11 protein-coding genes are annotated in these 12,770 nt (G+C 56.2%); 4 read left to right on the forward strand and 7 right to left on the reverse strand.

The features are described 5' to 3' along the window. Positions 1-201 precede the first annotated feature (201 nt). Positions 202-549: a hypothetical protein gene (locus C4520_18520; GenBank protein ID RJP16628.1), complete on the reverse strand. Its 348-nt coding sequence runs from the start codon at positions 547-549 to the stop codon at positions 202-204. A 64-nt stretch (positions 550-613) separates the two neighbouring features. On the opposite strand from C4520_18520, the gene C4520_18525 reads away from it, so the two are divergent. Beyond that, positions 614-1,993, forward strand: coding sequence for a hypothetical protein (locus C4520_18525; GenBank protein RJP16629.1), 1,380 nt, complete (start codon positions 614-616; stop codon positions 1,991-1,993). Continuing rightward, a complete protein-coding gene (locus C4520_18530; protein RJP16630.1) occupies positions 1,990-2,691 on the forward strand; it encodes a sugar isomerase domain-containing protein in 702 nt (233 codons plus the stop codon). Before C4520_18525 ends, C4520_18530 begins: the two co-directional genes overlap by 4 nt. Positions 2,692-2,697: 6 nt before the next feature. Here C4520_18530 and C4520_18535 read toward each other — a convergent pair whose 3' ends face one another. Then, positions 2,698-4,035 (reverse strand): secernin-3, encoded by a 1,338-nt coding sequence (locus C4520_18535; protein ID RJP16631.1) that lies wholly within the window; start codon positions 4,033-4,035, stop codon positions 2,698-2,700. Between the two features lie 258 nt (positions 4,036-4,293). Here C4520_18535 and C4520_18540 point away from each other — a divergent pair, with 258 nt between their 5' ends. Next, the gene (locus C4520_18540) at positions 4,294-5,709 is read left to right on the forward strand and encodes a hypothetical protein (GenBank protein RJP16632.1); all 1,416 of its coding nucleotides are present in this window, start codon (positions 4,294-4,296) and stop codon (positions 5,707-5,709) included. A 298-nt stretch (positions 5,710-6,007) separates the two neighbouring features. On the opposite strand, the gene C4520_18545 is transcribed toward C4520_18540, so the two are convergent. From C4520_18545 to C4520_18555, 3 genes are all read right to left on the reverse strand, one after another. Further along, entirely contained in the window at positions 6,008-7,147 is a 1,140-nt protein-coding gene (locus tag C4520_18545) for an acyl-CoA dehydrogenase (GenBank protein RJP16633.1), read from the reverse strand. A gap of 67 nt (positions 7,148-7,214) precedes the next feature. After that, positions 7,215-7,505 carry a hypothetical protein gene (locus C4520_18550; protein RJP16634.1) on the reverse strand — a complete coding sequence of 97 codons (291 nt, stop codon included), beginning with the start codon at positions 7,503-7,505 and terminating at the stop codon, positions 7,215-7,217. A gap of 226 nt (positions 7,506-7,731) precedes the next feature. Next, positions 7,732-8,907, reverse strand: a complete 1,176-nt coding sequence (locus C4520_18555; GenBank protein ID RJP16635.1) for an acetyl-CoA C-acetyltransferase — start codon at positions 8,905-8,907, stop codon at positions 7,732-7,734. 407 nt (positions 8,908-9,314) lie between these two features. On the opposite strand from C4520_18555, the gene C4520_18560 reads away from it, so the two are divergent. Continuing rightward, positions 9,315-10,004: a hypothetical protein gene (locus C4520_18560; protein RJP16636.1), complete on the forward strand. Its 690-nt coding sequence runs from the start codon at positions 9,315-9,317 to the stop codon at positions 10,002-10,004. 281 nt (positions 10,005-10,285) lie between these two features. Here the strand turns inward: C4520_18560 and C4520_18565 are convergent, their stop codons facing one another. Both C4520_18565 and C4520_18570 read right to left on the reverse strand, forming a co-directional pair. Further along, the gene (locus tag C4520_18565; GenBank protein RJP16637.1) at positions 10,286-10,783 is read right to left on the reverse strand and encodes an HIT domain-containing protein; all 498 of its coding nucleotides are present in this window, start codon (positions 10,781-10,783) and stop codon (positions 10,286-10,288) included. A gap of 15 nt (positions 10,784-10,798) precedes the next feature. Then, positions 10,799-11,998: an FHA domain-containing protein gene (locus C4520_18570; GenBank protein RJP16638.1), complete on the reverse strand. Its 1,200-nt coding sequence runs from the start codon at positions 11,996-11,998 to the stop codon at positions 10,799-10,801. Between the last annotated feature and the right edge of the window lie 772 nt (positions 11,999-12,770).

The following is a 12,770-nucleotide window of genomic DNA, read 5'->3' on the forward strand; positions in this document are numbered from 1 at the left end:
ATATGCGGTCATAGGCAATATATATAAGTTGCACCGAACAAAGAACTTTAACGGGGCAGGTTCCCTTTTGAGCTTCCCACCATTTCTTCACAACAACCAGAACTGCGAAATTCCGCCTTTGCTATCCTGAGTGATTATCGATTCGGTTGACAACCCTTAACCGATAGGATAGACTGTTCGCTGGATACCAACCGTTCCACATCAAGCGAGCAGGTTAATAATTTCATCACCAGCAGCTTGAGCAGAGGTCTTCTGAAAACCGGATGTTTCCTGAGTGTCCTTGTCGGCAACGGCCTCCATCTCGGGAGCAGCCACGCGTGATTCAAACATGTTTTGCAGCCGCAGCCGGTGGATTTGACCGGCCACCGATTCAATCTCCTGCTCCAAACGGGCACGGTCGAGTCGAACATCTATTTGGGACAGCAATGAATCGGCAAGTTCCAGACGCTTGTTCAGGGTCTCAAGCTTCCGCTCGAGCTGCTTCTGAAATGCCTCAAGTTCGCGCCCGCGAACGGTATCGGCGACCATCAGAAAGCGGAAATCTCTCACCCGCGGTTGCGGAGCCGCTTGATTTTCAGTCGTTTCAGAAGATGGTCGATCCGCTGAAAACGAGGTGCTCGCGGAGAGCTTCGAATCGCGATCCCCTGCTATCTCGGTATTTTCAATGCGAGATGTTTGTGCAGGATATTCGGCAGGCAAACCCGTAGATGAAATATCCGGTGCATCGGTTGCCTTTGGTAATGTCTGGGCACTCGAAGGAAGGGGATTTGAAGAAGTTGTTGCGGCAACGCCGGGCCCCATTCGAGCGGCGGAACTTTCAACAGCATTCAGCCGAACGCCCATAGGCTTTCTCTCGATCTGCCCAACGCTTTTTTGGAAGAAAACTACAGAAAAAACATGTGGTAACCGCTTCAAAAATTATATCATCGGCTTCCAAATTTGTCAATGTTCGTCCAGGCAATTATGGCTTAAACCCTTGTCAATGAACCACTTGAAAAAACCTAAGCAGTTGAACAGCGGCCTCATCGCCGCCATCGACACGGGAGGAACATCCACCCGCTGTATCATTACGGATTCAACGGCAAAGATCGTTGCCTCCGGATCTGGCGGTCCCGGAAATATTAACTTCGTTTCTGCCCGCTCCGTCCGCCAGGCGTTTGAGCACGCCCTGATGACCGCGCTCCATTCTTTCCACGGACGGATCTCGACGGCCGTCATTGCCGGTCCGCACCTGCCAAAGGGAATGCCGGCCGCTGTCTCTGATCGGACTGGAGCCGAAAAGGTGCTTATAATCGATGAATTCTCCGCGGCCCTCGCCGCCGGCCTCGGGAAAGCAAACGGCTGGGGGATTGTGGCGATGTCGGGGACCGGCTCCTTCTGCAAGGGCCGCAATAAAGCGGGTGCTGAAGCATATTCAGGAGGATGGGGGCCTTTGATCGGAGATGAGGGAAGCGCATATGAAATCGGGCTCGAAGCGCTTCGGGCGGTGGCTCAGGCCGCTGACGCTCGGCGCCAGGAAACCTTGCTGACCGGCGTTTTGCTCACGCACTTCTCCATCGAGCGGATTTCAGAACTGAGGCGCGTTCTCTACCGGCCGCCCTTGAAGCGACACCAGATCGCGGCCATCGCGAGGCTGGTTTCGGTCGTGGCGGCAAAAGGAGACGAAACCGCAGCCGTCATTCTGACGGCGGCCGGTCAGCGACTCGCTGCGCTCGCCATCCCGGTGGCGCTCTCTCTGTTTAGAGAAGACGAGCGTTTTCCCCTTGTCCTCTCAGGAGGAGTTCTCCGGCGCAACCGGCTCGTTGCATCCGCCGCGCGCGAAGTCATTGGAACCGTTCGACCGCGCGCCCGAATAATCCTGTCGCCGCTCGAACCTGTCGCCGGAGCGGTGATCGTCGGATTGGATGCGCAAGGGATCAAGATTGACCGAAGCATGATTGATAATTTGAGAAACAGCAGATTGGCCTCAGGAAAAATGCGGAGCGATACATGAGCTTGTACTACGACAAAATCCTCGAATTGCTGAAGAAGATAAGCGACACGCAGGCGGGCGAGATCACACGCGCCGGAGCCACAGTCGGGAAAACAATCAAGGACGGCGGATTGGTGCATACGTTCGGAAGCGGGCATTCCGCAGCCATTGCATACGAGGCGCATGGGCGTGCCGGCGGGCTGGCCGCCGTCAGCGCCATCATCGATCCCCTGCGCGGGCTGGCCGAGAAGGTGGAAGGATACGGACGCGCATTGCTGACGCCGGTGCGGCTTCGCCCAACCGACTCGATGATCATCATCTCCAACTCCGGCCGCAACGCGCTCCCGATCGAGGTGGCGATGGTGGCTAAGGAACACGGGCTGCCCCTTATCGTTATCACCTCGCTCGCACACTCGAAATCCGTCTCCTCCCGCCACTCGAGCGGCAAAAGACTTTTCGAGATCGCCGACATCGTTCTTGATAATCTCGGCGATCCCGGCGATGCAGCAGTCGCTCTTCCGCAGATTGATGTCCCGATGGGGCCCACCTCGACAATCACCGGCGCCTTCATCATGAATGAAATCATGATCAGCGCCGCCCAATGGTTGAGCGAGAATGGCATTCAGCCGCCCATTTTCAAGAGCGCAAATCTCGACGGCTCAAAAGATCACAACCTGCGGCTCCGCAACCTGTATGACGCTCCGCTCAGGTTGTGGTAGCACGCATCATCCCAGTTCTGCCGTCAGGCGCTCGGCGCAACAGGCGACACGATTCACGTTGTCGTGCATGAAGCCTTCAAGGAGATGCTTCGCCTGATCCCGTTTCCCGCGGCCCTCCAATAACGTGGCGGCGCCTTCCATCTCAGCGGCTTGTTTCACGAATTCCGACTCCAGTTCCGCCCATGCCGACTGCACAACGAATGTGTTCGACGCATAATCAGCCGCCACCGCCTCATCCAGACGCTTGAAGAGCCACCAGACGGAATCGTTCGAGGATGCTCCACCCGCCTTTAACAGTACGCTTGGCACGCGCCCCTGCAGATAGAGCGGCAGAAAGACGCCGCAGCACGGATTGCCGAATGAAGCCCAATACGTAACAAAAGGATACTTCCTCCGAATGTGAGCCACCACGCTCGCCGCCGTCGTGCCCACCGGATCGGCATGCATGCAGATCGAATAACATCTTCCTTCCGACGGATCGAGACCGGGCGTAAAAGTCGTCCTGCTCTCGTAATGGTCCCGCAGAAATCGCATCATGATGTCCGGCGATATTTTCCCGCGGAATTCCTGCAGCAGATTCGTCGACTGGCGCAGGCGTTCCTCGGAAATATGCGGGGGCACCATCTCGGTGCTGCGGTAAACGGCGGAAAAATCGAACTGCCTGCTCTGGTCCCACCAGCCTTTCTCTGCCGCCCGCTGCATTGCGCTTTTGGAAACCCTGTCGTAATCTGATCCAATGGCGATGTGATTCGAGATACTTCCGACCGCATCGATTTCTTTCCGCGCGTACTCGCGGCCGGCGGTCTCGAGGATATACGCCTCGGCCTGGTCCGCGATCAGAAACGAGTTGCTGTAGCCCCAGTTCAAATGTTCGTAAGCCGCCCCTCCCTGCCCGTATTCTTCGATGAGCCGCGTTATCACCTCAAGAGCCGCCCGAGCCGTTCGCCCGCGCTCGAGCCCGAGCCGCACCAGATCCATTCCAAGCAGACCTGTTTCGGAAGGTTCTTCCTTGGTGAAGACGGCCTCGTTGCCAATGGCTACGCCATACTCGTTTACGCCGTGCTCGAATCCCCACAGCCAGTGCGGGCGCGATCCGATCACCGAATACGTCTCCTCCACCTGCGGGATTTCGAGATACTGGCATTTGACCGTCGAGCCCCGCTCGTGCTTCTTGCCGAACTCCTGGCAAAGCGGCTGGCTCTCATCGGCGGGCCGATCACTGTTTTTCCCGAAAACCACCGAGCCGTCAGCCGTTGCCGAAGCCAGCGCAACAAGCGTGTCGCACCCCGCTATATACGCCTGTCGGCATGCTTTCTTTTTATCTGGAGAGTCCGAACAGAACATATTCCCCCCGCTGTTGATTCGTTCCGATAATTATCGTAACTTCGAACGCTGATGTGCCCAGCCGCACTCACTTCACTACTCGAGTGCACGGCGGGAATCCTTTACCTGCAATCGATTTGTATAGTATAATCGATGCAATATTAGTCCGGCAATTCGTGGGCCGTCCTCGAACGGCGGCGGCTCTGGATGATTTTTTTTAAGCTGCTTTCCTGCAACAGCGTGCTTGCCGGACGAGGTGGAATATTCCCGGAGTAGTTGATGTTTAGAAGAAGGCTCCTTATATTCATCGCAGTTGTTGCACTCCTTGTCGGAATCGGCTTTGGCGGATGGCGGACGCTCTCGGCGAAAAAAAAGCCTTACCGCCCTAATACAATCCTCATGACGCTCGATACCACTCGAATGGATTACCTCTCCTGCTACGGGTATCCGGCCAGGATCACGCCTGTAATCGACAAGCTCGCCGAGGAAGGCCTCAAATACGAGTTCGCGATTAGCCCAAGCTCGTGGACGCTTCCCGCTCACGCCTCCATTTTCACCGGCATGCTTCCTTCCTACCATAGCGCGCATTACGGAAAAGGCGAAAATGCCGAAAAGGGAGTTTTGGGCGGGCCGAGCTTCTATACCCTGCATCCGGCCTTCCCGACGCTGACCGAATGCCTCAAGGAAGCCGGCTATCTGACCAAAGCGATCGTCTCCGGACCGGTGCTTCAGGAGAAATTCGGATTCGGGCAGGGATTCGACCATTATGACGATGATTTCCCGGCGGGCATGGAACATCGCGTCGGCGATGATACAACCGACCTCGCCATCGGATACCTCACCGCCTATGTCAGAGGATTACAGCAACAACCCTTCTTTCTCTTCCTTAATTATTTCGACCCGCATAACCCCTTTTCCGCACCCGCGCCCTGGGGCACGCCGGATTTGAATCCCGACCTCGTGAACATCGCCAGCGGCCATTACGACGACGTTTACAAAGGAAATCGTGTGCTGACCGCGGAGGAGCGCGAGCTCCTCCTGAAAGAGTACGTCAACGAGATCAGGTTCATGGATCACCAGATCGGCAGGCTCTTCTCTTATTTGAAAGATTGCGATCTCTATGATGACGCCTTTATCGTGATAACCTCGGATCACGGAGAATGCTTCGGTGAGCATGATCACCTCGAACACGGCCACTCGCTCAATGAAGAATTGCTCCGTGTTCCGCTGATCATAAAATATCCGGCGAAACACCGGAGATCCGGCGTCGTCAAGGAAAGAGTGTCCACCGCAGGAGTCATGTCCACTATTTTAGACTACCTCAACTTGCCGGCTCCCCCCGGCGTCAAATTCGCAAGCTTCGACACCGGCGGCCATGAACTCGCCGCGGAGATATTCGAAGACCTGAACTTCGTCCAGAAATACGGGGAAAGGTATTCGAGAAACCAGAAAGCCGTCTACGACGGCACCTTCAAGTTCATCTGGAGTTCCGACGGCAAACACGAACTGTACAATATCTCAAACGATCCGCTGGAAGTCGTCAATCTTTACGGCCGGATGCCCGACCTCGAAAAGCGTCTTCAGGCAAAGCTTGACCCGCTGATATACGAGTCAAACCGAATGACTTCTCTCACCACTCCCGAACTTGACGAAGAGCTGAGGGGACGCCTCCGAGCCCTCGGCTACATCCAATAAACGCAGCCCTTGCGGTGCGACTCCGTGTGATTGCCCTTAACTCATCCTCACAACCCGGTGGCACAGGCGTCCCGGCTGTAATTCTTGTTTTCCTCCCAAGCCCGCGGGGGAGGCTGTGGACTGTTACCTGTCTTTCTCCCCCCGGCTGTAGACAGCAAACTGCGAACCAGGGACTGCCTTTCCTCTTGGTGTCTTTGTGCCTTTGTGGTTGGTTTTATTCCTCATTTTTGCCCCAAAAACCTGAGGGGCGGCCCCACCGGGCCGCCCCTCTATTACTTCTTATATTTTTTCTTGCCGCCTACCGCAACAGATTCGCCGCTATCACCAGCCGCTGAATCTCCGACGTGCCTTCATAAATCTCCGTGATCTTGGCGTCGCGGAAATTGCGCTCGACCGGATACTCCTTCGAGTAGCCGTAGCCGCCGTGAATCTGCACCGCTTTCGTCGCCGTCTTCATCGCCGTCTCCGACGCGAACAGTTTCGCCATCGCCGATTCGGCGCTGTGGCGCTTGCCGGTATCCTTTAACCACGCCGCACGGTAAAGCAGCATGCGCGCTGCGTCGATCTCGGTCGCCATATCCGCCAGCATCCATTGAATCGCCTGGAACTTCGCGATCGGCTGATTGAACTGAACGCGTTCGAGCGAGTACTTGACCGATTGCTCCATCGCCGCGCGCGCGATCCCGACGGCCTGCGCCGCAATCCCGATGCGGCCGGCATCGAGCGTCTGCATGGCTATCTTGAATCCTGCGCCGAGCTCGCCGAACTGGTTGATCTTGGGCACCCGACAATCTTCGAAAATGAGTTCGGCCGTTCCGGAAGCGTTGAGGCCCAGCTTCTTCTCGATTTTGCCGACGCGATAGCCCGGCGTGCCATTCTCGACCACGAACGTGCTGATTCCCTTGGCGCCTTTGCTCTTGTCGGTGACCGCAAACACGATGGCCGTATCGGCATGACTGCCGTTCGTGATGAAGATCTTGCTCCCGTTGATCACCCAATGGTCGCCATCGAGAACGGCGGTCGTCTTCTGGTTCGCGGCATCCGAGCCGGCGCTCGGCTCGGTCAGCCCGAAGCAGCCGATCTTTTTCCCCGACGCGAGTGGCGTGAGAAATTTCTGCTTCTGTTCCTCGTTGCAGTTCTTCACCAGCGGATCGCACACGAGCGAATTATTGACCGACATGATGACGGCGGTATTCGCGCATGCAACCGAGACCTCTTCCATCGCGATCGAGTAACATACGTAGTCCATGCCGGCGCCGCCGTATTCCTCGGGAATCGCCACGCCCATCAGCCCGAGTTCGCCCATCTTCTGCGCGAGCTCGACCGGGAAACGGTGCGTCTCATCGAGTTCGGCGGCAAGCGGGGCGACTTCCTTCTCCGCGAAATTGCGCGCCATGTCCTGGATCATTCGTTGTTCATCGGTGAGTTCCAAATTCATATCTCACGCCTCCGGATTTCGTTTGAATTCATTCGAACCAGTCACGTCTTAAATCTTGTTACTTATGTCAAGGCGAATCCTTGGAACTGTGGTTAGTTCCCTTTTCAGCAAGCGTCTCAAGTCGCCGGAGTTTTTCGAGTATCTCGTGTATCGAGTCCATCACCCGAAGATTGAGGACTGATATCAATAAAGAACCCGCTAAAATTGCCAAGCTATTGAGAAAAATCTGCCCGCTCATTCTTTCCGCAATAGTATTCTCTTCTTTTATGCCCAACCGAGCATTGGCTGTTGCGAACCCGACGATAATTGCTATGAAAAAGATCGTTGCAATTTTATCTTTTGTAATTTTGAATTTCATGTAGTCTTCCTCCCAAGCCTATGCACGCCGTCAACAACCACACAAAAGATGATTCCTGATCTCCCCCTTTCCTAAGGGGGACTAAGGGGGATTTTAGCATCAAGCCCCTCAAAGTGAAAGGAAGACTTGCAATCAATCGGGCAATATGTTCTTATGCCAACGCCTCCTCATCTTCAAATCCAAAATCTAAAACTTCTGCTGAGCTTGTCGAAGCATCCAAAATTAATTATCTTTCCACCATCAGGGCGACCGCTTCGCCGCCGCCAATGCAAAGGGTCGCAAGCCCGCGCTTCGCATTGCGCTGTTTCATCGCATACAGCAACGTCACGAAGATTCTCGCCCCGCTGGCGCCGATCGGATGCCCGAGCGCGACCGCCCCGCCCTTCACGTTCACTTTCGAGGTATCGAGCTTGAATTCCGTATTCGCCGCGATGGTGACAACCGCGAACGCTTCATTGATCTCGAACAGGTCGACGTCGGCCGGAGTCATTTTCGTTTTCGCAAACAGTTTCTTCAGCGCGTCGACCGGCGCAATCGTAAACCATTCCGGCTCGCGGCTCGCCGTGCTGTGAGCCACAATCCGGGCAAGCGGCGTGAGGCCGTTCTTCTTTGCATAGTCGGCCGATGTGACAACGACCGCCGCCGCGCCGTCATTGATCGAGGACGCATTCGCCGCGGTGACCGTGCCATCCTTCTTGAACGCGCCCGAAAGTTTCGGGATCTTATCCATCTTCGCGCGGCCCGGCCCCTCATCCTCGCTCACCACGACCGGGTCTCCCTTTTTCTGAGGGATCGTTACCGGCACTATCTCCTCTTTGAAAAGGCCTTCTTTCTGCGCCTTCTGAGCGCGCGTAAAGCTCTCGATGGCAAACGCATCCTGCATCTGCCGCGTGATGCCGAATTTCTCGGCGCACAGCTCAGCCGCATTGCCCATATGGAAATCGTTGTACACGTCCCACAGGCCATCCTTGATCATGAGATCGTAAATCTTGCCGTCGCCCATGCGGTAGCCGCCGCGAGCACGATCAAGCGCATACGGTGCGCGCGTCATGTTCTCCATGCCGCCCGCAACAATAACCTCGGCCTCGCCCACACGAATGGCGTCAAACGCAAGCATCACCGACTTCAGGCCGGAGCCGCAGACTTTGTTGATCGTCATGCAGCCCACCTCCCGCGGAAGACCCGCTCCGATAGCGGCCTGCCGCGCGGGCGCCTGCCCCAGACCGGCGGGAAGAACGCATCCCATGATGCATTCATTCACTTCCTGCGGTGAAATGCCTGCGCGCGCGATTGCTTCCTTTATAGCAATGCTACCCAATTGAGTGGCCGGAACATCGGACAGCACTCCCTGAAAGCTGCCGACGGGCGTCCTTGCGGCTCCAACAATAACGACTTCTCTCATTTCCAATTCTCCTGATTAACGGAAAGTACGCTCTGAAGTTTGTTGCCTGAACAATGTCCTCCTCATACGGTATTCGAGACGGGTTGATTCTTCAACTTTAAATCGCGGCCGAAAGGAGCGGCCGGCAGCGCTTGCTGATTGTTGGCTGGTTCCGCGCGATCCAAAATTCAAGATTCGACGCCGCTCGTGCGGGTTTGGGGTGAAAATCAACAGGCCAAACGCGCTGTATTCTAACAGAACCCGCCGCAGCGTGTCAACGCGCAAAACCCCAGATCTCCGCCCCTCGCCCATTGCTGTATTTTAACCCTGTCCCTAGTCCATGCCCCATTCCGGGTGTTAAACTTAAGTAGAGGTTAGATATAATTACTCAAATATAAAATGCGCTAAACAAACGGGTAAAGGATTCCATGAACCACAAAATAATTCCGACCACTATAATTTTCGGCGCTGCCGCAGTCGCCGTATTCATTTTCGCCCGATCCGCAGGGGCGTCAACCGTATCTTGGCCCCTCTTCCTCGCCATCCCATTCCTGTTCCCGGCGATGATGCTGTCGGGCCTTTCGCACATGCTGAGGACCAAGGCCAGCTTTGCCCTCATTATCCTCATTGCGGTTTCGTCCGGAGCCTTCCTGATCGGAAACGTGAGTGGCTGGTTCGGATATCTCACCGGCCAGCCCCACATGTGGCATGAGGTACGCCCTGCAGAGATATCGGGCCGAGAGGTTTATCTCGTCCATTTCAATATACAGAACACGGGCAAGGGACCGCTGAGACTGCGGCTCGACGCCGTCGTCAGCCCGGAGGAAAATTCACTCATTCTGGCGAGCCAGCAATATGACGGAACTCAAAAACAGTGGGTCGCGTATCCGGCCGAAAGGCTGTTCTCCCAGCGATCGCTCGGAATGTTCCCGGCCGAGATACGTCCGGGCGGCTCGCTCCTGGTCGAGATGATCATCGAACAGACGGATATGGCGGAGGTACCGGAAGTGGTCGACGACCGCAACATGCCCGGCAAATACGGCGTCTCGATATCGGACCCCATCCACATGAAGGTGTACCATCACGAGATAACGGTCCCGCCATTCACTGATTCATAGGAGCGGCGCAGCCAGTCCACAGTCCACAGTCCACAGCAAGACAGTCCGATTGGCCACCTCTTCTCTTTCAGGGCAACCTTAATTCACCTTTGTAGGGGCGACTCGATGAGTCGCCGCTTCTCCCGCAGCCAGTCCACAGCAAGACAGGCACCCGCAGTTTCTTATGGTCTCGCATGATGAAATTTTCCTTCGCACCCGCTCCCTGTGGACGTAGACTGTGGACTGTGGACTGTTTCCCCGGTTCTGCTCCCTGTAGACTGTAGACTGTAGACTATTTTCCCCTACTTCTTCTTCCGAGCGGATTTTTTGAATTGGGCGGTCAGGGAGCTGACCGTCTTTTGCGGGCTTTCGACAATCGTGCGGGTGTCGGAGAGGATATCCATGAAGCCGGCCTCATTCGGATAGCGCGGCACAATGTGCAAGTGCAGATGCTCGATGCTCGCGCCGGCCGGCCGCCGAATGTTGAAGCCGATGTTATAGCCGGCGGGACTGTACGCCGCATCGAGCACGTCCAGACACAGGTTCTGCAGCGAGATCATCTCAGCCGCCTCCGCCTTCTTGAGCGCGCGCACGTCGATCACGTGCCTCAGCGGAAACAGCAGCAGATGCCCGGCATTGTACGGGTGAAGGTTGGCCGATACGATCCAGTGTTTCCCCCGATAAATCTCCAGCTTCGAGACGCGCCGATCCCTTGCGGAGACCGCACACAGAATGCAATCGACCTCCGGCCGCTTCCCCTTCACATACGCCATTTTCGATGGCACATATAACTGCCTCATCAGCGCCCAACTTTCCTATTCAGCAGCCTGCTTCGCCCACCATTGTTCCCATGCCGCCTTGTCTTCCCTGAAAGCGCTTTTCGCCGATCCGCTCTCATCTTCGCCGATGGCTGATATCTCTATCGTCTTGCGGACCTCGCCCGAGCGCGACGCCAGTTTGCGCTCCCTCTCAATCGCGGCTTTCAGTTTCTCGAGCGAACCGGCCGCGCACCTGCGGATTCTCGCGTCGGAATCGTCCAGCAATGGAATGAGAGCGGGCACTCCCTCTTTCAATCGCAGACGCCCGATCCCGTCGATCGCGGCCATCCGCACCTCGACGTTGCGCTCCGCGAGCGCGCCGCTCAGAATGGGAAAAGCCTTCGGACTCTCGATCTTGCCCAGCGAATCGAGCACCCAGACGAGCGGGTACCGCTGTGTATCTTTCGCGCTCTCGATCAGCGCGTCGACCGATTGCAGGTCTCCCGAATCGCCCAAAGCCTTTACAACGGCCTCGCGAACCTCGAATGATTCGTCATCAAGCGCGCGCCGCAACTGTTTCGATGCGTGGGCTCCGCGAATCTGGCCGAGCACGTATGCCGCCAGCACCCGCACTCTCTTCTCAGCATGTTTCAGACTATGGGCGAGTTCGGTGACGGTCTTTTCGTCTGCAATTCTTATTATCGCCTTCACCACAGCGCTGCGCAAGACTACATCCTTCGTGTCGAAAAGCGCCAGCAGCGCCTTGGCCGCCTTCGTTTCGCCCAAAAACCCGATCGCCTCCACCGCCGCGCTCTGCACCTTTACATCGGTCTCCTTGCGCAACAGCTTCATCAATGCATCGCCCGCCGCCGCGGCTCCCAACTGCCCGAGCAGGTTCGCCGCAAGCTCGCGCCGGCTCGCATCGGCATGGCCGAGTTGCGAGATGAGCGATTCGATCGAGATCGATTCCTCGTCCGCCACAAACACCAGCATCGCCGCGCCCGCAAGAATGCGGTCGCCGTCATCGAGCACTTTCATGCTCACCTTTGTTCCGTTCGCGAAAACGCCGTTCGTGCTGTTCAGATCGTGCACGGTGCAGCGCCCGTCCTCGCACCTGATCTCGCAATGACGGCCCGATGCGTACTTGTTCGCGAGAACGATATGATTGGCGCCCGCGCGCCCGATGGTGATTGTGCCGCCGGTAATCGGAAAACTCTTCGTCTCGTGCCCCTTCTGCTTCACCAGCAATAATGCCATGTTCTGATCCGGTCCACGCCTCTTCCGAGGCCGCTTGATTGCATTACAGTGTTGCCTGACCGGGATGAGGCTCCGGCGAATTCCGCGCCGAGAAAAGGCGTCCCTTCGTCAGGCGTGATATCCAGGTGAGCCCTGAATCGGAAAGGAGATCATTTGAGCGCCTTCTGCTCGAAATCCTCAAACGTCTGGCGCTTCTGTTTCTTGGTGCCGAAGAAGTCCGACTCGTCCATCAGCCGGTATGCGCCGTAGGCCACCGCGGCCAGGATAGCGATTATGATCAGCTTGCGAATCATGAATTGTTCCTTTCCCGCTGCCCAGTATCAAACAATTTTTTCAATTATAGTAACGCGCGCGCACCGTGTCAAATGCCGTGGCCGACCGCCGGCGCAACGAATAAGACTAGCTTACAGTCCACAGCAAGACAGACCACTCGACAGTCCACAGTCCACAGCAAGACAGACTACAGCAAGAACAATCAACACAAACGCCATCGACGACTGGCGTGAGATAGAAGTTCAGGTTTGTTTGCGGAGAGAGCGAATCAAACCATTCAACATGTTTGCTGCCTTTATCCCTCCGGACCAAAGCCATTCATTCAAGACGAGCCCGGCTGCTTTTTGTACGGACTGCATTCTGCCGCTCTCGAAGTTCCCCCCTTTGGAAAAGGGGGATTAAGAGAAATTCCTTTAAAGCGCCTTTTCTCCCCCTGAGGCGGAACCGTCTAAAACCGGTCACAGACTTTATCCATGCAAAGACCGGCTCTACCCGTGCG

This window comes from Candidatus Abyssobacteria bacterium SURF_5, from assembly GCA_003598085.1.
In the GTDB taxonomy this organism is placed as follows: Bacteria; Abyssobacteria; SURF-5; order SURF-5; family SURF-5; genus SURF-5.